This is a genomic window from Albidovulum denitrificans (assembly GCF_002973535.1).
GTDB classification, from domain to species: domain Bacteria; phylum Pseudomonadota; class Alphaproteobacteria; order Rhodobacterales; family Rhodobacteraceae; genus Albidovulum; species Albidovulum denitrificans.
The window spans coordinates 184,233-204,867 of the sequence record NZ_PVEP01000006.1 but is presented as its reverse complement, the minus strand read 5'-3'; the positions used below and the strand labels follow the sequence as shown (position 1 = coordinate 204,867).

The 20,635-nt window shown below is 64.9% G+C and carries 16 protein-coding genes; 2 read left to right on the top strand and 14 right to left on the bottom strand.

The features are described from left to right. Nucleotides 1-75 precede the first annotated feature (75 nt). The 7 genes from LX70_RS14540 to LX70_RS14510 form a co-directional block, all read right to left on the bottom strand. A complete protein-coding gene (locus LX70_RS14540) occupies nucleotides 76-1,188 on the bottom strand; it encodes an acyl-CoA dehydrogenase family protein (RefSeq protein WP_105515502.1) in 1,113 nt (370 codons plus the stop codon). Further along, complete coding sequence (locus tag LX70_RS14535; protein WP_105515501.1) at nucleotides 1,185-1,817, bottom strand: acyl-CoA dehydrogenase family protein; 633 nt, start codon at nucleotides 1,815-1,817, stop codon at nucleotides 1,185-1,187. The genes LX70_RS14540 and LX70_RS14535 overlap by 4 nt, the downstream gene beginning before the upstream one ends. 7 nt (nucleotides 1,818-1,824) lie before the next feature. After that, nucleotides 1,825-2,100 (bottom strand): acyl carrier protein, encoded by a 276-nt coding sequence (locus LX70_RS14530; protein WP_170076207.1) that lies wholly within the window; start codon nucleotides 2,098-2,100, stop codon nucleotides 1,825-1,827. A 104-nt stretch (nucleotides 2,101-2,204) separates the two neighbouring features. Next, a complete protein-coding gene (locus LX70_RS14525; protein WP_105515500.1) occupies nucleotides 2,205-3,401 on the bottom strand; it encodes an ABC transporter permease in 1,197 nt (398 codons plus the stop codon). A gap of 7 nt (nucleotides 3,402-3,408) precedes the next feature. Then, on the bottom strand, nucleotides 3,409-4,548 hold the full coding sequence (locus LX70_RS14520; RefSeq protein ID WP_105515499.1) for an ABC transporter permease: 1,140 nt from the start codon (nucleotides 4,546-4,548) through the stop codon (nucleotides 3,409-3,411). Then, on the bottom strand, nucleotides 4,545-5,252 hold the full coding sequence (locus LX70_RS14515) for an ABC transporter ATP-binding protein (protein WP_105515498.1): 708 nt from the start codon (nucleotides 5,250-5,252) through the stop codon (nucleotides 4,545-4,547). Before LX70_RS14515 ends, LX70_RS14520 begins: the two co-directional genes overlap by 4 nt. Beyond that, nucleotides 5,245-6,426, bottom strand: a complete 1,182-nt coding sequence (locus LX70_RS14510; RefSeq protein WP_105515497.1) for an efflux RND transporter periplasmic adaptor subunit — start codon at nucleotides 6,424-6,426, stop codon at nucleotides 5,245-5,247. Before LX70_RS14510 ends, LX70_RS14515 begins: the two co-directional genes overlap by 8 nt. Nucleotides 6,427-6,795: 369 nt before the next feature. Here LX70_RS14510 and LX70_RS14505 point away from each other — a divergent pair, with 369 nt between their 5' ends. Then, nucleotides 6,796-7,062 carry an acyl carrier protein gene (locus LX70_RS14505; protein ID WP_170076206.1) on the top strand — a complete coding sequence of 89 codons (267 nt, stop codon included), beginning with the start codon at nucleotides 6,796-6,798 and terminating at the stop codon, nucleotides 7,060-7,062. Nucleotides 7,063-7,070: 8 nt separating this feature from the next. Continuing rightward, nucleotides 7,071-8,612 carry an AMP-binding protein gene (locus LX70_RS14500; RefSeq protein ID WP_211301728.1) on the top strand — a complete coding sequence of 514 codons (1,542 nt, stop codon included), beginning with the start codon at nucleotides 7,071-7,073 and terminating at the stop codon, nucleotides 8,610-8,612. Between the two features lie 46 nt (nucleotides 8,613-8,658). Here LX70_RS14500 and LX70_RS14495 read toward each other — a convergent pair whose 3' ends face one another. The 7 genes from LX70_RS14495 to LX70_RS14465 all read right to left on the bottom strand — a co-directional run bounded on the left by LX70_RS14495 (nucleotide 8,659) and on the right by LX70_RS14465 (nucleotide 20,504). Next, entirely contained in the window at nucleotides 8,659-9,807 is a 1,149-nt protein-coding gene (locus tag LX70_RS14495) for a helix-turn-helix domain-containing protein (protein WP_105515494.1), read from the bottom strand. Between the two features lie 403 nt (nucleotides 9,808-10,210). Then, nucleotides 10,211-11,014, bottom strand: a complete 804-nt coding sequence (locus tag LX70_RS14490; protein WP_105515493.1) for a peptidylprolyl isomerase — start codon at nucleotides 11,012-11,014, stop codon at nucleotides 10,211-10,213. Nucleotides 11,015-11,019: 5 nt separating this feature from the next. Beyond that, nucleotides 11,020-11,775 carry a respiratory nitrate reductase subunit gamma gene (gene narI, locus LX70_RS14485; protein WP_105515492.1) on the bottom strand — a complete coding sequence of 252 codons (756 nt, stop codon included), beginning with the start codon at nucleotides 11,773-11,775 and terminating at the stop codon, nucleotides 11,020-11,022. A 12-nt stretch (nucleotides 11,776-11,787) separates the two neighbouring features. Then, nucleotides 11,788-12,507 (bottom strand): nitrate reductase molybdenum cofactor assembly chaperone, encoded by a 720-nt coding sequence (gene narJ, locus LX70_RS14480; protein ID WP_105515491.1) that lies wholly within the window; start codon nucleotides 12,505-12,507, stop codon nucleotides 11,788-11,790. Continuing rightward, entirely contained in the window at nucleotides 12,504-14,030 is a 1,527-nt protein-coding gene (narH, locus tag LX70_RS14475; RefSeq protein WP_105515490.1) for a nitrate reductase subunit beta, read from the bottom strand. The genes narJ and narH overlap by 4 nt, the downstream gene beginning before the upstream one ends. Next, a complete protein-coding gene (locus tag LX70_RS14470) occupies nucleotides 14,027-17,761 on the bottom strand; it encodes a nitrate reductase subunit alpha (protein WP_105515570.1) in 3,735 nt (1,244 codons plus the stop codon). The genes narH and LX70_RS14470 overlap by 4 nt, the downstream gene beginning before the upstream one ends. A 13-nt stretch (nucleotides 17,762-17,774) precedes the next feature. Then, nucleotides 17,775-20,504: a nitrate/nitrite transporter gene (locus LX70_RS14465; RefSeq protein WP_105515569.1), complete on the bottom strand. Its 2,730-nt coding sequence runs from the start codon at nucleotides 20,502-20,504 to the stop codon at nucleotides 17,775-17,777. Nucleotides 20,505-20,635: the final 131 nt, after the last annotated feature.

The following is a 20,635-nucleotide window of genomic DNA, read 5'->3' as shown; positions in this document are numbered from 1 at the left end:
TCGGCACACTGGATCGCCACGTGGGCGAACGCAGCGACCCTTGACCCGACCGGAACGGGCGGAACGGACGGCGTGTCAAACATCTGAGTGCCTCCCATGAGAGCGGAATTCGTGGGCGGCGTTCAGACGGTGGATATTCGTCACGCCTTCCATGTATTCAAATGCGGATGCATCGCACCATGCGCGGCGCAGCCAGGGGTGCGCTGCCATGGCACCGGCACCGGCCCTGAGCAGCAGCGCGGTGATCGTCGTCTCGGTCGCCGCCACGGCACCGGCCTTCATCAGTCCGGCGTCGCGATCAAGGATCACGCCCCGGTCGCGCGCCGCCCCCAGCTTCAGCGCCCACTCCAGCAATGCCGCAAGCCGCCGCCTGTAGGGGACGCTCCAAGCGGCATCAACAAGACCTTCAGCCTCGGCCCGGTCAAGCGCGGCACGCGCGAGGCCAAGCCCCATCGCGCCGAGGCAGGGGCGCATCGCATCCAGCGTCGCCGACAGCATCCGGCGCGAGCGGTCCGCCGCACTCAGATGCGCGCCAAGCCGCGCGCCGGGCGCGACCACGACCCCGTCAAGACGGATCTCGGACAGGTTGGTTCCGGCGATCCCGGTCAGGGGAAGCCGCGTGGCCCTATAGCCGGGGTGCTCCGCCGGGCGGACCAGGAAAGCGTCAATCCCCAGCGGGCCGGGCGCGGTACGGGCAAAGACAACGGTCACATCCGCCGTGACCCCCTGCCCGACCATGTATTTGCGCCCGTCAAGACGCCAGCCATCGGCCACCGCCTCGGCCCGGGTTGTCATAGCTCCCGCGTCGGTGCCGCAGTCGGGTTCGGTCAGGGCGAAGCAGCTCCACGCGGGCCGCGCCTCGAAGATCGCGCGAAACGCGGCCTTCTGCACGTCGCAGCCCAGGGCTTCGACCACGAAGCCGGTCATCACCGGCCCCGGCGCCGCAGCGGCGATGTTCAGGTCGATATGGCCCAGCGTCTCGTAGATCGCGATGCGTTCGGCATGGCTGGCGCCGGGGTCAAGCCCCAGCTGGCCGACCGCGCGCATCAAGGGCAGATCCGCCAGGCGCCGCGTCGCATCAGCATCATCGGCAATGACCGCGCCAAGCGCACGGCCGGGGCCGGTCAGGGGCGCGAACCGCGCGCGCACCCGGTCCAGCAGGTCGCAATGGGCCGCCACACCCGTCATGGCTGCGGTCCGTAAATGGTCTGGATCAGTACCGAGGCATAACCGAGCGGATGTGTGCCGCTCAGCAGATAGCCGTGCCCGCCCATCAGCTTTTCGGCCGCCAGTGTGGTCTCGGTAAGGCGGTTGTGATCGGCGTCGAGACCGCTCATGTCGCCCGTGGCAAGTCGCAGCGCGGCTGTCTCCTCGGCCAGCCGCATCGCGGCATAGGCGTCCGAGAAGCCGACCTTGACCAGCTGGTGGGACAGGATCTTCTGCCCCATGCTGCGACGCGGCTTCAGGTGATGATGCGCGAGATCGAGGATGCGGCCGACAAGGCCGACCCGGAGCATCAGTGCGGCCAGCGACAGGTTCGGATCGCCCGGCCCCGCATCCGGCACCGCCACAAGCCTGAGGCCGATGGCCTCAAGGACACGGTCCGCGACGGGGCGCAGCGCGGCCGCATCCGGGACCGCGCCCGAGGCCGCGTAAAGCGGCAGCCCGGGGGCGGTCAGCGCCATGCCATTGGCGGCGACGGCGCCTTCCTGCCCCAGGGTGGCCATGCCCAGCGATGCGACCGCCTTGGCCAGGGGTGCCTGCCGACCCATCCGGGCCGGCAGAATGAAGGACGGGGTGGTGTGATCCAGGGCCATTGTCGGATCAGGCCGCCGCCGCTTCGCCACCGGCCTCGGCTCCGGTCATCGTGGCGATGAAGGCGGCAACCGAGCCGATGGTGTCGAAACTGGCCTCGACCAGGGTTTCCTGGCTGAATTCCAGACCGGGGAAGCCGTCTTCTAGGGCCAGCAGGAACTGGACGAAGAGGATCGAGTCGAGGTCCAGATCGGCGCCGATATCGGTCGCCAGAGTGATGTCGGACGTATCCTCGCCACTTACGGCGGCCAGGGCGTCCTTGATGCGCGCAAGAATATCAGTCACGGGAAGCACTCCATATTGAGGGGGATGAAACTTGGGGAATGAGGGAAGGCCGGGCAATTGCACCGCGGCGCGTGGCCCCGGCACCTTGCCGCGATGCACGGGGGTCAGGACATCGCGCGCATCGCCTTGATGAGCGGCATCCGCGCTGCCTTGATCGCCGGCAGGGCGCCACCGATGATACCGATGACCAGCGCCAGAAGGATCGCCTGGCCGAGAATGTCGGCCGAAACCTGAAGGTCGAAGGCGATCTGCCCGCCGCCGCCAAGGGTCGAGGCCTGCCAGCCGTTCAGCAGGACCAGCGATATCGCCGCGCCGACCGCGGCACCGATGGCCGACAGCAGCAGCGCCTCTATCCAGGTGCCGACAAAGGCCGCCAGCCCGCTGAAACCGATCGCCCGCAGTGTCGCGATCTCGACCGAACGGTCGGAAACCGAACTGAGCATCGTGTTCAGCGCTCCGGCCGCCGCGCCGATGGCCATGACCAGGGCGATTGGCCAGCCGAACATCCTGATCATCTGCGACACCCGGCGCGACTGGTCCGAGAAATAGGCCTTCTCTGTCATCACCGTCACCGGCGCTGACAATGTCTGTTCCAGGTAGCGGGCAAGTTCGGAACCGTCCTTGCCCTCGGCCAGCGCGACGCGCAGCGACTGGATCTCGCCCTCTCTCTTGAACAGGGCCTGAACGACGCCGAGATCGGCCCAGATCTCGCTTTCGAAGGCCGCGCCGCCGGCCTCGAACGTACCCACGACCGTCCAGCGCGTCGCGCCGAAGGTCACGGTCTGCCCCAGGCCGAAGCCATCGTAGCGGCGCTGGATGTCCGCGCCGACCACAATCTCGGCCGCGCCCGGTTGGGCAAAGCGGCCTGCGGTCAGCTTTACGTTGGGCCGCAGGCCCGGCCCGTCGGAGCCGAGGCCGCGCAAACCCACGGTCTGGCTTTCGGTGCTGCCCGCGAGGCGGGCATCCACCGGCACGACCAGTTCGGCCGAAACGACCGGCTCGCCCTCCGTCAGCGCCAGCCCGATTTCGGGCGGTACCGCCGCAATCTGATGCAGCACCGCCACCGGGATCGAGGAACCTTTCTCGTCCCGCGCGCCGCCTGCCAGCACGACCGCCACGCGATCGCTGCCAGCCGCGGCGAGCGCTGTCTCGAAGCCCCGCGCCATGGCGAGGAACCCGACCAGCACGACGACGACGAGCGCGATGGAGAGGATCATTGACGCGGAGATCCAACTCCGGCGGCCCAGGCTTCGGATGTTCGCCATGGTCACCACGGCAATCTGCTTGAACTTGGTAGCCATGTCCGGGTTACCTCGCTTTGAAGGTCTGCACGATCGGCAGACGCATGGCGTTGAGGGCTGGCAGAAGGCCCGACAGAAGCCCGAGGCCCAGGGTCAGAGCGGCGATGTTCACCCATCCGGCCACACTGAATACGAGGCCGATGGACGGATCGGCGAACCGGCAGGCGATCCAGCCCAGAATTCCGCCCAGGGCGCCGCCGATGGTAAAGACCAGCAGGCTCTCGCTCAGGATCAGCGACATGATGCGATGACGCGACAGGCCGATGGATTTCAGCACGCCGATCTCGAAGGTCCGTTCGCGCACCGCGAAGGCCATGGTGTTCACAACGATCATGAAGATCGTGATCAGAGCCGCCGCCACCACCATGCCGACCACCGCCTTGAGATCGCCGATCTGCCGCATGAAGGATTGCAGGAACTGCTTCTCGCTCTGTGTGCGTGTCGGGTAGGGCGAATTGGCGAACTGCGCGTCGATCTTCGGCGCCAGGCTTTGCGGGTCGACACCCTCGGCCGGTATCACGACAAAGTTCTTTACCGTATCCGCCCCGTTCTGCCGCATCGCATTGAAATAGCCGTACTGTGCGATGGCGAAGTAGGTGTCGGTACTGGCCGTCTTGCCGGGAAAAATCCCGGCCACGGTAAAGGCCCAGTTGCGCGACCCGTCCTTCTGCACGTCGTGGAACCCGGTAATCGACACGCGGTCGCCGACCTGCCAGCCCATGGCACGCGCCAGCATCTGTCCGACCAGCAGTGCGTCGCGCTCTGCGCTCAGCCCCTCGATCATCGCCGGGTCAAGCCCCAGCTCCTGGCCAAAGACCCGATAGCCGCGCTCGGGGTCCACCGCGGTGACCACCGCGATGTTGTCCTCGGTCCCGACAAAACCGCGCATCCGCGCGCTGAAGGCCACGTCGTCCACCCCGTCGAGGGTTTCAAGCGTGTCGAGATACCGCACTGGCAGGCTCTGCGCGGCACTGGCACCGTTGGCGACCACCAGCCGACCCTGATCCACCGCTGCGCCACTAGCCCCGTTGAGGAAGGCCTGAAGAACCGCGTAGAGGGCGAAGGCGATCGTCACGGAGACAATCAGCAGGATCGTCCGGCCCGGCTTTCGCCAGGCATTCTTGGACGCCAATCCGAGGAAGGTCATGCGGCGACCTCGCGGCTTTCGAACACGCCCTTGTTCAGGAACAGGGTGCGGTCCGCGTAACGGGTGCTTTCCGGGTCATGGGTCACCATGACGATGGTCTTGCCCAGTTCCTTGTTCAGGAATTGCAGCATCTCCATGATCTCCGTCGCCGATTTGCGGTCCAGATCGCCCGTCGGTTCGTCACAGAGCAGCAACTGCGGGTCGGAAATCAGGGCGCGGGCGATGCCCACGCGCTGCTGCTGGCCGCCCGACAGTTGCGAGGGCAGGTGATGGGCGCGATCGCCGATCCCGACGAGATCCAGCACCGTCCGTATCCGCTCGCGCCGGCTGCGGGCGTTCAGCGGTTTCAGCAGCAGCGGGATTTCCACGTTCTGGGCCGCCGTCAGCATGGGCAGCAGGTTGTAGAACTGGAACACGATGCCGACATGCTGCGCGCGCCAGGCGGTCAGGGCGCCTTCGCCCATGCGGTGCAACTGCGAATTGCCGATGGTCAGCTTGCCGCGATCGGGACGGTCGATGCCGCCCAGCATGTTCAGGATCGTCGACTTTCCAGACCCCGAAGGCCCCATGACGGCGACGAATTCGCCCTGTTCAATGGTCAGGCTAAGATCCTGGAAGATCGGAACCGTCTGGCCGCCCATGCGGTAGCTCTTGTCGATCTCGGACAGGGTTATGAAGGATTGCAGACGGATAGGATCAGACATCGTCGTCGCCTTTGCGCTTTGGATGGGAAGTCAGGGAAAGCGGCCCCGTCGCCTTCTGGGGGCCTTCCTCAAGGAGAAGGGTCGCGCGTGCGGCCATGTTCGGCCGCAGGTCGGGCGGGGGCGCGTCCAGCACGACCGTCACGCGGATCGTGCCACGCTCTTTCGACAGGATCGGTGCGATCTCGGTCACGCGCCCGTGGAAGCTCTGGTCGGGCCAGGCGTCAAAACCGACCTCGGCCGCGATGCCGGTCGCCAGATCGCCGAGGCTGCGTTCGGCGATATCGACATCGACCATCAGGCTGGCGGGATCGAAGAGACGCAGCAAGACGTCGCTCTGGTCGCCGTAGGTGATCATGCCGGGCGCGGCGGTCAGGTCCGCGACGACGCCGCCAAAGGGCGCACGCACGGCGTAGTCCGCCAGATCAGTCCTGGCCGCGGCAAGGGCGGTTTCGGCGCTTGTCACGGCAAGCGTGGCGATCTCGGCTTCCATCCGGGCCATGTCGAGCGCATGGCCGGCATCGTCCGCCGCGCGCTGCGGGCCGACCTTGCGGGCGGCCAAAGCCTCGGCCCGCACGCGGTCCTTGACGGATTGCGTCACTGTCAGCGCCGCCTTCGCGGCCGCGAGCTGCGCCTCGCGCAGCGTCAGCTCAGCGCGCGCAACAGCGTCCTGCGCGGACCTGTCGTCAAGCCGGACAAGCACGGCGCCCGCCTTGACGACGGCCCCTTCGGTCACTTCGACCGACATGATCCGGGCGGGCAGCGGCGCGCCTAGCACAACATCCCGCCCGGCGCGACTATAGCCCGAGCCAAGAAGCTGCCTTGGCGCCGGAATAGCCGGAGCGGGCGCCGCCGTCGGGTCGGCCTGGGTCACCATCTCAGGCGCCGCCTCTGGCAGCTCCGCCGCCCCCGTCGCGGCGACCCCGAAATATGGCGTCAGCAACGTCGCGGCCTTGAGCCGGGCAAAATCCAGGGCCGCGTGGCCCGGTTGCGTCAGACTGGCGCCATAGCCGGTAGCGCCAATCCCGATCAGCACGGCGATAGTCCGGGGCCATACGGCCCGGCGCTGGCCCTTTTCGGCGCCCTCATCGACGCGGGCGGCCACGGGCTCCTGTTCGAGCGAGAGCGAACGGAGCTGGGCGGCCATATGGGTGATATTTGTGCTTTGTGCGGTCATGAGGCCAGAATGCCCAAGGCCCTGCCCCGCTGCGTCCTAAATACCAGCGCCGCCTTCCTGTATCACGATCCAGAACGGGAAACCGAATGCTGGACATGTGAAGATGCCAAGCCGGGAGAGGGCCTAAATCATGCATTTTATTGAATTTACTACGAAAATTAAGATGCCCGGCCCCCTCGATCAAGGCGCGGTTCCTAAAACCCGCCTTCCAGGACCGGACGGACCAAGATCACGATGTCGTCCCGACCCGCCCCTTTCAAGGTCGAACCACCAGCGCCCGTGATGGTTTATTGGGCATCGGGGCGCCCGGGGCGGGGCAGCCCGCCCGCCTGCTTTCCCGTAACGCTCGCCCGACAAGGACCCTTTCCCATGACCGACTATTCCGCGCAGATCATCGAAGCCATCTGTGAGATCGATGAGACCCGCAGCCCCGGGTCGCTTGGCCCGCAAACCCGGTTCGAGGCCGACCTCGGCTTTGACAGCGGCAGCTTTATCGAGCTTTTCCTGATCCTCGAGGAAACCGTCGAGGGCTTCACTCTCGGTTCCGCCCGTCTCGCGCCCGAGGATTTCAGCACCATTCAGGCGCTCTCCGATTTCATTGTCCGCCGCATGATCGAGCTTCGGGTCGCGGCATGACCTGCGCCGTGACGGCACATCTCTCCTTGCGCGCGGTCTTCGACCGTTTCGCTGGGCATACCGGTCTTGCCTACTGGCACGAGGACGGCCAGCTGAGCTATCGTGACCTGCACAACGCCGCTTCACGCCTTGCCGCCCGTCTGGCGGGGAACGGCAGCGGGCCCGTCCTGATCCACGGCCATAAGGACCGCCGCTTCCTCATCGCCTATTGGGCCTGCCTGCTCTCGGGCCGGACCATCGTCCCGGTGGAACTGGACCAAAGGTCCGAGCGTATCCGCCAGATTGCCCGCGTCAGCGGCGCGACACTGGCACTTTTCGCGGCCCCGGGATCTCTGCCCGGCCGGGTTGGCGACCTGCCCGCCTGGCCGGTCGAGATTGAGGCCCCCGCACCCGGCTGGGTCCATGTCGATGGCATCGCGTCGGACGCCGCACCCGTTCTTCCCGAAATCCGCGACACTGCAGCCGCCTATGTCCTGTTCTCCTCAGGCACGACCGGCCAGCCCAAGGGCATCGCAATTTCCTACGGCAACCTCGCGGATTTCGCCGATTGGGCCGGGACGCTCCTGGCCGGGATGGACCCCACCGGCTGCATCAGCGGCAATGTGCGCTACTGCTTTGACGTCTCCCTGTTCGAGATGTGGTTTGCATGGCTGAGCCTGCGCCCGATCGTCGCCCCCGACCATCGCGACATCTTCAACATCCGCAAGCACCTGGACCGCTATCGCGACCACAAGCTGACCACCTGGGTTTCGACCCCCGCGCTTGCGCTGCACTGGCTGAAGGACCGCCGCTTCGACGCCGGAACCCTGCCCGACCTGCACACCATGCTGTTTTGCGGCGAGGTCCTTACCAAGTCCCTCGTCGAAACCCTCTGGTCCCGCTTCCCCGGCCTGCGGATCATCAACACCTACGGTCCGACGGAATGCACCGTCGCCGTCACCTCGATCGAGATCCGGCCCGAGCATCTGGCCGACAGCCGCCCCCTGCCCATTGGCCCGCCCCGCACGGGTACCCGCCTGCGCCGCGCCTCGGCCGCATCGGGCCTCGACGAGTTGATTATCGAGGGGAAATCGGTCGGGCTCGGCTATCTTGGCGATCCCGAAAGACAGGCCAGCGCCTTTCCGGCAGCCGCGACCTACCGAACCGGAGACTGGGGCGACTGTGACGGGATGGGAAACTGGTTTTTCGCCGGGCGCAAGGACCGCGAGATCAAGCTTAACGGCTACCGGATCGACCTTAACATCCTGGAAGCCGCGCTGCGCGGCATCGACGGGGTCAAGGATGCCGTTGTAGACCTGCACCCCAATGGCAAGCAACTGCGCGCCTTCCTGCTCGGGCCGACCGGGCGAGACGCGCTGCTGGCCATCGGGCGCCGGTTGGGACGGGATATGGCGCCGCATATGGTACCGAAACTATGGTACGGTGCGGACGGGTTCGAAATGAACGCGAATTCCAAGCTCGATCGCGGGCGCTTCGTCGAGCGGATGGAGGGCGGCACGCCCGCCGTTTATGTCGAGCGCGAGACGTCCGGGACCGTCGCGGCCGAATGACGCCCCCGTCCCTGCCGCGCCCCGGACCGGGTACGACATATCAGGGTCATGTCCCGACCGGCTTGAAGGCCAGATCCCGGGCCAGCTCGGCCTGGAAGCGTTGCAGAGGCGTGTTTTCACCGCTGTCGCCGTTCTTGCGAAATTCGCTCGGGCTCATTCCGACGATCCTCTGGAACTCGCGGTTGAAGTTCGACTTGGTATTGAATCCAACCTCATAGAGGATCTCGGTGATCGTGGCCTTGTCGTTAAGCAGCAGATGCGCAGCCTCGGCGACACGGAACATGTTGATGTATTGCGACACATTCATCGCCCGCTGGCTGTTCACCGCCGACGATATGTGCCGGGATGAGATCACGAGCTTGCGCGAAAGCTTGTCGAGGCTAAGTTCCGGGTCGCGATAGAGCTTTCGCTCGGCGATCGCGGCATCCATCTTGCGAAGCAATTCCAGGGCCGTCTCGGCTGTGTCCGGCGCCTCATCCGATTGCGCCGCAGCCAGCGGCCGGGATGACAGCGGCTGGGGCCTCGGTCCCTGCTGGAGCGACCGCGCCGGCCGGTGGATGTCCAACGGGCGGTTCACGAAGATCACCGATGCGGCCAGGAACAGCAGAATGGCGGTGTTGGTGATACCGATGAGCTGCGGCGCGAAGCTGCCGCCATTGCTGCGCATGTCCAGCGCCACCGCAATATCTACAGCCGCGGAAAGCAGCAACCCGCCCCCGGCGATACAATAGGCCACGCCGGTCTGCACCACCCCTTCGAAAGGTACGCGGTCGCGCCATTCGAGGTCCGAGGTCAGCCCCAGCATGACGAGCGCCCCGCCAAAGCCGACATAGACCAGCAGCAGAACCGCATCGACAAGGTTCAGCCCAAGGGCCGGCGAAACCATGACCAGCACGGCGGGCAGGAAATAAAGCACCTGCCGCTCTACGGGTTCTTCCGCCGCGGCGGTCGAGACCATCCGCCGCATGCTCATCAGGACCAGAGGCGGAATGATCGTTGCCAATGTCGCCTGGACCAGCAGCAGATCGGTGATGCCGTAGGTCCAGCGCAGGCCAACCAGAACGGATTGGATGAAGATAAGGCTTAGGGTGAGCTTGGGCAGTTTCGAGATTTGGTCACGGTATCGGACCGCAACCCATAAAAGCAAGCCCGCCAGAATGAAGGCAAACAAAAACGAGATTGGAATCGACACCATAGCAATGGTCCTGTGCAACTCAAAACAACCTAAGATGGAGAGACCCCGGTTACAATGAAAGATTCTTGAAGGTTCGACGACCGTCCTGTGCCGTGCAGGCCGGGCGTTGGCGATGCGATGCCACAACCATGATAAGCGGGATGGGGACCGGGGCGCGGGCAGAACCTGATGGTTGGGTGGATCTGCCGAGGTTGTCACCTTAACGCGCCGACCGCGTCCTGAAGCGCTCCTGCACCGGTCACCGATTGGCTGCTTTGTCCTGGCGATCTGACCGTCTGGTTTGAGGAAAGGGGCTGGCGATACGCGCCAGCGCCTGGTCGCTGCCGATCAGCGTGTCATCAACCTCGGGCGCGCCGCTGCCCTGCCCCTGGGGGAGTATGGAGTGCCATGCACTACCCTCCCTTCAGGACCGGGCCATGCGCAGATCGGCGCCGCTGATATCCCCCGCCGCGATCAATGCGCCGACGAAGTCCCGTGCCGCCCGCGCCCAGGCGGCCTTTTCCATAGCCGCGGCGATCTGCGGGCGGACGGCGGCGAACGGCAGCACCGCGCCTTCCGCCAGCGCGTCCATGCGCACGATGTGATAGCCATGCCGGGTCAGGATCGGCGCGCCGGTGGTTTCGCCATCGGCAAGGCCGCGCAGGACGGTCTCGAATTCCGGAACGGTGTCGCCGGGGCCAAGCTGGCCCAATGCCCCGCCCGAAGATTTCGATCCGCAATCGCTATGCGTCGCCGCAAGGGTCGCGAAATCGCCGGGACGCTGGCGAAGCGCAGCCATCACCGCATCGGCCCTGGCGCGGGCCTGACGCACCGCCCCCTCATCGCGCGGGTCGCAGGCGAAAAGGATATGCGACACCTCCCATAACGGCGGCGCGCGGAAACGGGACGGGTCGCGCGCCCATTCGGCGTGGATCGCCGCCTCGTCGGGCGATGCGACGCTGACCGCCAGGTCGAGAAGGCCCCGGATCAGGGCCTCCTCTTCGGTTTCGAAGCGGCCGGGGCCGGCCTCGGCCGGTTCCGCGCTCAGGCCACGCCGCCGGGCTTCCTGCAACAAAAGCGTCCGCACGGCGACGGCATTGGCGGCCTTGCGCCAGGCGATGCCGGGCTTGCCCTTGGGGGCGTCGTGGTTCTGGACCTCGGCCGCGACCGCCGCATGGGGGACGACCTCACCGTTCACGACCAGATCGGGGAAAAGTACCGCGCCCATCCCCGTCACTCCGCCGGTTTGCGGGTCAGGGGCGCCCTGCCCGCCCGCGACGGCGTCACCGGCCCTGCGTGCTGCGGCAGGGCTTCGGTGCGGCGCGAGCGCACGATCTGATAGCCCGGCCGCCAGAGATAGCGCACCGGCGCCGAGAGCATGTGAACCAGCCGCGAGAACGGGAAGAGGACGAAGATCGTCAGCCCCAGGAAGATATGCAGCTGGAAGATGATCGACGCGCCCTCGGTATAGCGTGCCGCGTTCGGGTCGAAGGTGAAGATGCCCTGCGCCCAGTGCATGAAGCGCACCATCTCTTCCCCGTCGAGATGCTGAAGCGACACGAGGATCGTCAGCAGGCCAAGCGCCAGTTGCGCCAGAAGCAGGGACAGGATCACGATGTCCATCGTGCTTGAGGTGGCGCGGATGCGCGGATCGGCCAGACGGCGCTGGATCAGGATGATCCCCCCGGTCAGCGCCATGATCCCGGCGACACCGCCGACGGCGACGGCCAGCACCTGTTTCGCACCATGGCTGATGCCGAACAGCTCGATCAGCCAAAGCGGCGTCAGAAGGCCGAAGAAATGTCCGAAGAAGATCACCAGAACGCCGACATGAAAGAGGACGGAACCAAGGATCAGCTGCCTGCGCCGCAGAAGCTGCGAGGAGGAGCTTTTCCAGGTGAAGGGATCGCGTTCATACCGCGCGACCGAGCCGACCAGCAGGACGGCGAGCGCGATATAGGGATAGATACCGAAGATGAAGTTGTGCATGTGTCCTCTCCGTTACTCGGCGGCCAGGTCGGGCGCGGGCTTGGCGGGCATGTCCATCCGGGCGAGCATGTCGCGCACCTGCGGGCAGCCGGCATTGGGGTCGGGACCAAAGCGGACCTCGCTTTCCTCCCAGACGGCGTCGAGCGCCTCAAGGTCGTTCGGATCGGCCTCGGGCTGGGCGAGGAGGTCCTGAACGATCTCCGCATCCGCCGTGCCGCCCGCAAGCTGGGTCAGCGCGGCGAAAACGGCGGTATAGGCGCTGTCGCGGCGCAGAAGCCGTTCGCGCAGGACTTCGAAGATATGTGCCGCATCTGCCAGCACCTCACGCGCCTCACCCTCAGGCCGGGTGGCAAGGAATTCCAGCAGCACAGGCAGGTGGTCGGGCAATTCGCTGGTCGCCGGATCGAAGCCGCCCTCGCGGTAGGTTTCGACCAGCGACACCATCGCCCCGCCCCGGTCCCGGCTTTCGCCATGGACATGTTCGAAGAGGTTGAGCGAGAGCGTGCGCGAGCGGTCGAAGAGCATGACGTATTGCTCCTCCAGCTCATAGATATCGCTCGCCGCCAGCGCTTCCACCAGCGGGCGCAGGTCGCGCCGGGCCACCGCCGTCAGGCGGGTTTCGGCGGCCAGGGCACCGCCGATCTCCGGCATCGCCCGCTGCAGATCGCGGGTCGGGTAGCTGAGAAGCAGCGACAGCGCCTTCAGTGTGCGGTCTTTCAGTCGGGCGGTCATTTCCTGATCTCCTCGGGCATGCGCAGGGGTTTCTTCGACCCGCCGAAGAGCGAGCCCTTGGAGATGCCGGTCGAACAGCCGTTGCCATCGGTAAAACCGCATCCGCCGCGCAGGTCATAGGCCTCTTCGACCTGTTCGCGGTGGGTGGTGGGGATGACGAAACGGTCCTCGTAATCGGCCAGCGCCATGATCTTGTACATATCCTCGATCACCCGGCCCGACAGGCCGACGCGGGCGGCGATGCCTTCGTCGATCACGCCGTCGATGGTCTTCGCCCGCATATAGGCGCGCATCGCCAGCATCCGTTCCAGCGCCTGAGCCACCGGCGCCTCATCCCCCGCCGTCAGCATGTTGGCGAGGTATTTCAGCGGGATGCGCAGGTTGCGGACATCCGGCATCGCGCCGTCCATGCCGATCGCGCCGGCCTCGGCCGCGTTCTGGATCGGGGAAAGCGGCGGGATGTACCAGACCATCGGAAGGGTGCGGTATTCGGGATGCAGCGGGAAGGCCACCTTCCACTCCATCGCCATCTTCCAGATCGGGCTTTGCTGCGCCGCCTTGATCCAGTCTTCGGGAATGCCGTCGGCCCGCGCCGTTTCGATGATCACGGGATCGTTCGGGTCAAGGAAAACGCCAAGCTGGGCGTCGTAAAGATCGGTCGTGGCGGCGGCATTCGCGGCCTCTTCGATCTTGTCGGCGTCATAAAGCATCACGCCGATATAGCGGATGCGCCCGACGCAGGTTTCCGAACAGACCGTCGGGTTGCCGCTTTCGATCCGGGGGTAGCACAGCGTGCATTTCTCGGACTTGCCGGTCGACCAGTTGTAATAGACCTTCTTGTAGGGGCAGCCCGACACGCACATGCGCCAGCCCCGGCATTTCTCCTGGTCGATCAGGACGATGCCGTCCTCTTCGCGCTTGTAGATCGCGCCCGACGGGCAAGAGGCCGCGCAGGCCGGGTTCAGGCAGTGTTCGCACAGCCGGGGGAGATACATCATGAAGGTGTTCTCATATTCCCCGTAGATCTGCTTCTGCACCCCTTCGAAGTTGTAGTCCTGGCTGCGTTTTGAAAATTCGCCGCCCAGGATTTCGTCCCAGTTCGGGCCCTTCTCGATCTTCTCCATCCGCTGGCCGGTGATCTTCGAGCGCGGCCGCGCGGTCGGGAAGGCCTCCATCTCGGGCGCGGATTTCAGGTGGTCGTAGTCGAAGTCGAACGGTTCGTAATAGTCGTCGATCTCCGGCAGGTCGGGGTTGGCGAAGATGTTGGCCAGGATACGCCATTTCGCGCCCTGCTTGGGCTGAAGCTTGCCCGATTTCGTCCGCTCCCAGCCGCCGTTCCAGCGCTTCTGGTTTTCCCAGTCGGTCGGATAGCCGGTGCCGGGCTTGGTCTCCACGTTGTTGAACCAGGCGTATTCGACACCGTCGCGGCTGGTCCAGACGTTCTTGCAGGTGACAGAGCAGGTGTGGCACCCGATGCATTTGTCGAGGTTCAGCACCATGCCGATTTGTGCGCGAATTCTCATTCCGCGGCCTCCTTCTGGGTCGCTTCGCGGTCAAGCCAGTCGACCTTCCGCATTTTCCTGACGATGACGAATTCATCCCGGTTCGATCCGACGGTGCCGTAATAGTTGAAACCGTAGGACTGATGGGCATAGCCGCCGATCATATGCGTGGGCTTCAGCACCGCGCGGGTGACGGAGTTGTGGATACCGCCGCGCTTGCCGGTCTTTTCGGACCCCGGCGTGTTCACGATCTTCTCCTGCGCGTGGTACATGAAGGTCGTGCCGTCCTTCATCCGCTGGCTCACCACCGCCCGCGCCGTGAGCGCGCCGTTGGTGTTGTAAAGCTCCACCCAGTCGTTATCGACGATCCCGGCCGTCTTGGCGTCATTCTCCGAAATCCAGATCACCGGACCGCCCCGGTTCAGCGTCAACATCAACAGGTTGTCGGTATAGGTGGAGTGGATGCCCCATTTCTGGTGCGGGGTGATGAAGTTCAGCACGACATGGGGCTGGCCCCGGTCGGTGTTAACGGCCTCGGTGATGGTTTTCAGATCCACCGGCGGTCGGTAGGACATGAAGCCTTCGCCGAAGGCGCGCATCCACAGGTGATCCTGGTAAAGCTGCTGGCGCCCGGTCAGCGTGCGCCAGGGGATCAGTTCATGGACGTTGGTGTAACCGGCGTTATAGCAGACCTCCTCGCTTTCGATGCCGGACCAGGTGGGGGACGAGATGATCTTGCGCGGCTGCGCGGCGATGTCGCGGAAGCGGATCTTCTCATCCTCCTTGGGCAGGGCAAGGTGGGCGTGTTCGCGGCCCGTGGCCTTCGACAGCGCCTCCCACGCCTTCACGGCGACCTCGCCATTGGTCTCGGGGGCAAGCATCAGGACGACCTCGGTCGCGTCGATGTCGGTCACGATTTTCGCGCAGCCTTCGGCGGGTCCGTCCTGCCAGACACCGTTCAGCTTGCGCAGCGCCTCGACCTCATGGTCGGTCTTCCAGCCGATCCCCTTGCCGCCATTGCCAAGCTTGTCCAAAAGCGGCCCAAGCGCCACGAAACGGTCGTAGATCGCCGTATAGTCGCGTTCGACCGCGATATAGTTCGGCGCGGTCTTGCCGGGGATCAGGTCGCATTCGCCGCGCTTCCAGTCCTTGACCTGATCCTGCGCCACCTCGGCGGGCGTGTCGTGCAGGATCGGCAGCGCGACGATGTCGGTTTCCTGCCCAAGGATCTCGGGCGCGACCTCCTGGAACTTCTTCGCGATGGACTTGAAGATTTCCCAGTCCGACTTCGATTCATAGGCCGGGTCCACCGCCGCCTGAAGCGGGTGGATGAAGGGGTGCATGTCGGAGGTGTTGAGGTCGTTCTTCTCATACCAACTCGCCGTCGGCAGGACGATGTCGGAATAGACGCAGGTCGTGGACATGCGGAAGTCGATCGTCACCAGAAGATCAAGCTTGCCCTTCGGCGCATCGTCGTGCCAGACGGCCTCTTTCGGCTTTTGCCGCCCCTCCTCGCCCAGATCCTTGCCAAGGACGCCGTTATCGGTGCCAAGCAGATGGCGCAGGAAGTATTCATGCCCCTTGCCCGACGACCCCAGAAGGTTCGAGCGCCAGACAAAAAGGTTGCGCGGCCAGTTTTCCGGTGCGTCCGGGTCCTGGCAGGACATTTCCAGCGCGCCGGACGTCAACTGTTCGGCCACATAGGCGGGGACGTCCTTGCCCGCCGCCTTGGCGGCCTTCGCCACTTCAAGCGGGTTGGTCCTCAACTGCGGCGCCGAGGGCAGCCACCCCATCCGCTCGGCGCGGATGTTGTAGTCGATCATGGAGATGTCCCAGTCGCCCTCGGGCGCGGTTGGCGACAGGATTTCCCCCGCCGTCAGGGTTTCATACCGCCACTGGTCGGCATGGGCGTACCAGGCAGAGGTAGAGTTCATGTGCCGCGGCGGGCGGCCCCAGTCGAGCGCGAAGGCCAGGGGCAGCCAGCCGGTCTGCGGGCGCAGCTTTTCCTGGCCGACATAATGGCTCCACCCGCCGCCGGACTGGCCCACGCAGCCGCACATCACCAGCATGTTGATGATGCCGCGATAGTTCATGTCCATGTGGTACCAGTGGTTCAGACCGGCCCCGAGGATGACCATCGACTTGCCGCCCGTCTTTTCGGCCGTCTGGGCGAATTCGCGGGCGACATGGACGATCTTGTCGCGCGCCACGCCGGTGATCTTCTCGGCCCAGGCGGGCGTACCGGGAACATCGGCGTCATAGATCTTGGCGACCCAGTCACCGCCCAGCCCGCGATCAAGCCCGTAATTGGCGCAGAAAAGGTCAAAGACCGTGGCGACCCTGACATTGCCTGCCGCCGTCCTGATCGTCTTGACCGGGACGTTGCGCGGCAGCACGTCGGGATGGGTCTGGCCGGTCGCGAAGGCCGGGGTGGCGGCGCCACCGAAATAGGGGAAATCGACGGTCGCGACGCTGTCGTGATCCTCATCGAGGATGAAGGACATCTTCAGCCGCGTGTCCGCCTTTCCGGCCCGCTCCTCAAGGTTCCATTCGCCCTGATCGCCCCAGCGATAGCCGACAGAGCCGTTCGGCGCGACCAGCCCGCCCGAGACCTCATCCCAGGCGACGGTCTTCCATTCGGGGTTGTTTTTCGCGCCAAGCTTGCCCTTCAGGTCATCGGCGCGCAGGAAGCGGCCGGGAACCAGACGGCCGTCCTTTTCCTCAAGCTTCACCAGCATGGGAAAGTCGGAATACTTGCGGCAGTAGTCCTCGAAATACTCCGCCTGCCGGTCGAGGTGGAATTCCCTGAGGATGACGTGGCCGAAGGCCATGGCCAGCGCCGCGTCGGTCCCCTGCTTGGGGTTCAGCCAGACATCGCCGAATTTCGCCGCCTCGGAATAGTCGGGGCAGATCACCGCCGACTTGGTGCCACGATAGCGCGCCTCGGTATAGAAATGCGCGTCCGGGGTGCGCGTCTGCGGCACGTTGGAGCCCCAGAGAAGAAGGTAGCCCGCATTGTACCAGTCGGCTGATTCCGGCACGTCGGTCTGTTCGCCCCAGGTCATCGGCGAGGCGGGCGGCAGGTCGCAATACCAGTCGTAGAAGGACATGCAGGTCCCGCCCAGAAGCGACAGGTAGCGGGTGCCTGCGGCGTAGGAAATCATCGACATCGCCGGAATGGGCGAAAAGCCGAAGATCCGGTCGGGGCCGTATTTCTTCGCCGTATAGGCATTGGCGGCCGCGACGATCTCTGTCGCCTCGTCCCAGCTTGCGCGCACGAAACCGCCCTTGCCCCGCGTCGTGACGTAGGACGACCGCAGGATCGGGTCGGACTGGATCGCGGTCCAGGCCTCGATCGGGGTCTTGGTCTGGCGCAGCTCACGCCAGACCTTCATCAGCCGCCCCCGGACCAGCGGGTTCTTCACCCGGTTGGCGGAATAAAGATACCAGCTGTAGGAGGCGCCACGCGCACAACCGCGCGGTTCGTGATTGGGCAGACCGGCGCGGGTCCGGGGATAGTCGGTCTGCTGGGTTTCCCAGGTGACGATCCCCGACTTGACGTAGATCTTCCACGAACAGGACCCGGTGCAGTTCACCCCGTGGGTTGATCGCACGATCTTGTCGTGGCGCCAGCGGTTCCGGTAGGTGTCTTCCCAGCCCCGGTTTTCCTTCGTGACCTGTCCGTGGCCACCGGAGAACTGCTCCAGCTCCCTGGACTGAAGAAAGTTCAGACGGTCGAGCAGATTGCTCATGGCGTTTCCTTTCCTATTGCGCAGGCTGGGCGAGGCGGGCCGCCCGGCCATGTTCGATGTCATGCAGAAGACCGCCCCGGCGCGTGTAGTAGAGCCAGGTCAGGACAAGGCAGAGGACGTAGAAGCCGAGAAAGCCCCAAAGTGCCGCGACCGGGCCGCCGGTGACGGCGATCGAGGTGCCGTAGGCCTTGGGGATGAAGAAGGCGCCATAGGCCGCGATCGCGCTGGTAAAGGCGATGATCGCCGCACTTTCACGCTCTGCCTGACGGCGGGTCGCCTGCGCGTCCAGATCCGGCATCAGGCGCGGGATCTCTTTCCCCATGATCGCGGGGATCATCTGGAAGGTCGATGCGTTGCCGACCCCGGTCAGGAAGAAAAGCGCCATGAACGAGGCGAAGAAACCCCAGAACGCCCCGGGCTGTTCCTTGATGCCAAGGAAGAAGATCACCCCGAAGACGGCCACGATCATGCCCGCGAAGGTCCAGAACGTCACCCGCCCGCCGCCGAAGCGATCGCTGACCCAGCCCGTTCCCGCGCGGCTCAGCGCGCCGACAAGGGGGCCAAGGAAGACATATTGCAGGGCGTTGACGTCGGGGAACATCAGCTTTGTCAGCAGCGGGAAGCCCGCCGAATAGCCGATGAAGCTGCCGAAGGTGCCGGTGTAGAGGATGCACATGATCCAGTTGTGGAAGCGCGAGAAGATGATCGCCTGTTCGGCGAAGCTCGCCTTCGCATCGGCGATGTCATCCATGCCCATCCAGGCCGCGATGGTGGAAATCAGGATGAACGGCACCCAGACGAAACCCGCGTTCTGCATGAAAAGCTGGCCGCCGTCAGACAGCGGTTGCGGGTCGCCCCCCATGGCGCCGAAGACGCCGGTGGTGATGACGATCGGCACCAGAAACTGCATGACCGACACGCCGAGGTTTCCAAGCCCCGCATTCAGCGCCAGCGCGTTACCCTTTTCGGCCTTCGGGAAGAAGAAGGCGATATTGGCCATGGACGAGGCGAAGTTGCCGCCGCCGAAGCCGCACAGAAGCGCGAGGACAAGGAAGATGAAGTAGGGCGTTTCGGGGTTCTGCACCGCATAGCCGATGCCCATCGCAGGCAGGAGAAGCGAGGCGGTGGAGATCGTCGTCCACAGCCTGCCGCCAAAGATCGGCACCATGAAGCTGTAGAAGATCCTCAGCGTCGCGCCCGACAGGCCCGGCAGCGCTGCCAGCCAGAACAACTGGCCCGGCGTGAAGTCGAAGCCAATGGCGGGCAGTTTCGCCACCACGACCGACCAGACCATCCAGACCGAGAAGGCCAGAAGCAGCGCCGGGATCGAGATCCAGAGGTTGCGCCGGGCGATCCTGCGGCCGGTCGTGTCCCAGAACCCTGCATCCTCCGGGCGCCAGTCCTGAAGCGCGCCGGACATGACCGTCTGGCCCGGAACGTGGATCGGGGCCATTTCCGGCAGTTCCGGCAGGGTATCGAGTTCCACGCCGCGCGCCTTGCGCTCCATCGCGCGGATCGACATGTGCATCCAGCCGAGCGAGACCGCGACGATCAGGAAGAGAAGCGCGAAGCAGCTTGTGTAGATCCCGGTCAGATCCAGCAGCGCACCGAAGGCCAGCGGCAGGATGAAACCGCCAAGACCGCCGATCATGCCCACAAGGCCGCCGACCGCGCCGACATGCTTGGGGTAATAGACCGGAATGTGCCGGTAGACCGCCGCCTTGCCGAGCGACATGAAGAAGCCCAATGCAAAGGCCGTCACCACGAAGGGCCAGAAGTCCATCTCGGTCGAAAAGGTGATGACGCCGTTCTTGCCGGTGATGACATAGTCGGTCGGCGGATAGGACAGCATGAAGAGCAGGATCAGCGAGAAGCCGAGGCTCCAGTACATCACCGCGCGGGCGCCGAAGCGGTCAGAGAGGTGGCCTCCATAGGCCCGGAACACCGAGGCGGAAAGCGAGAAGGCCGCCGCCGACATACCTGCCGTTTCGATATCCAGGTGATAGACGTCGACAAGGTAATGCGGCAGCCAGAGCGCCAGCGCGACGAAGGCCCCGAAGACGAAGAAATAGTAAAGCGAGAAGCGCCAGACCTGAAGGTTCTTCAGCGGCGCGAATTGCTCGGCGAGGCTGGGTGCGCGCATCCCTTTCGCGCGACGTTCCACCAGTTCCGGGTCATCTTTCGCGAAGATGAAGAAGAGGATGCCCATCAGGATGATGCCGATCGCCCAGACATGGGCGACGCCGTGCCAGCCATAGGCAACCAGCACGAAGGGGGCGACGAACTTGGTCACGGCGGCGCCGACATTGCCCGCCCCGAAGATGCCAAGCGCGGTCCCCTGCTTGCCCGCCGGATACCAGCGCGACACATAGGCGACGCCGATGATGAAGGACCCGCCCGCAAGCCCGATGCCAAGCGCGGCGATCAGGTACATCGGGTAGGTATGCGCCCAGGTCAGCATCCAGGTCGCCAGACCCGTCAGCACCATCTGCGCCGAAAAGACAATCCTTCCGCCCCATTTCTCGGTCCACACCCCAAGGAACAGCCGCGTGAGAGAGCCGGTCAGGATCGGCGTGGCGACAAGAAGGCCGAACTGAAACTCGTTCAGCGACAGCTCCTGCTTGATCGCGACACCGATGATCGAGAAAATCGTCCAAACGGCAAAGCAGACCGTAAAGGCCACCGTGCTTAGCCCCAAAGCCCGGTTCTGGTCCGGGTGTGAGACTCCGTCGAGTGTGTGCATGACCATCCCTCCAAGGATCGGATTGCGCGCGATCCGCGATCGCGGGCTTGCGGCACACCTGCGCCGGGCGTGGCGGGGGAAACTTGATCTGGATCATAAACGGGCAATAAACATAGCAAAATAAATGGGTT

Excerpts from the sequence above, each read along its gene's own strand:
- LX70_RS14540 (WP_105515502.1), bottom strand. The coding sequence starts at position 1,188 with ATGACGGGTGTGGCGGCCCATTGCGACCTGCTGGACCGGGTGCGCGCG.
- LX70_RS14535 (WP_105515501.1), bottom strand. The coding sequence starts at position 1,817 with ATGGCCCTGGATCACACCACCCCGTCCTTCATTCTGCCGGCCCGGATG.
- LX70_RS14525 (WP_105515500.1), bottom strand. The coding sequence starts at position 3,401 with ATGGCTACCAAGTTCAAGCAGATTGCCGTGGTGACCATGGCGAACATC.
- LX70_RS14520 (WP_105515499.1), bottom strand. The coding sequence starts at position 4,548 with ATGACCTTCCTCGGATTGGCGTCCAAGAATGCCTGGCGAAAGCCGGGC.
- LX70_RS14515 (WP_105515498.1), bottom strand. The coding sequence starts at position 5,252 with ATGTCTGATCCTATCCGTCTGCAATCCTTCATAACCCTGTCCGAGATC.
- LX70_RS14510 (WP_105515497.1), bottom strand. The coding sequence starts at position 6,426 with ATGACCGCACAAAGCACAAATATCACCCATATGGCCGCCCAGCTCCGT.
- LX70_RS14505 (WP_170076206.1), top strand. The coding sequence starts at position 6,796 with ATGACCGACTATTCCGCGCAGATCATCGAAGCCATCTGTGAGATCGAT.
- LX70_RS14495 (WP_105515494.1), bottom strand. The coding sequence starts at position 9,807 with ATGGTGTCGATTCCAATCTCGTTTTTGTTTGCCTTCATTCTGGCGGGC.
- LX70_RS14490 (WP_105515493.1), bottom strand. The coding sequence starts at position 11,014 with ATGGGCGCGGTACTTTTCCCCGATCTGGTCGTGAACGGTGAGGTCGTC.
- narI (WP_105515492.1), bottom strand. The coding sequence starts at position 11,775 with ATGCACAACTTCATCTTCGGTATCTATCCCTATATCGCGCTCGCCGTC.
- narJ (WP_105515491.1), bottom strand. The coding sequence starts at position 12,507 with ATGACCGCCCGACTGAAAGACCGCACACTGAAGGCGCTGTCGCTGCTT.
- narH (WP_105515490.1), bottom strand. The coding sequence starts at position 14,030 with ATGAGAATTCGCGCACAAATCGGCATGGTGCTGAACCTCGACAAATGC.
- LX70_RS14470 (WP_105515570.1), bottom strand. The coding sequence starts at position 17,761 with ATGAGCAATCTGCTCGACCGTCTGAACTTTCTTCAGTCCAGGGAGCTG.
- LX70_RS14465 (WP_105515569.1), bottom strand. The coding sequence starts at position 20,504 with ATGCACACACTCGACGGAGTCTCACACCCGGACCAGAACCGGGCTTTG.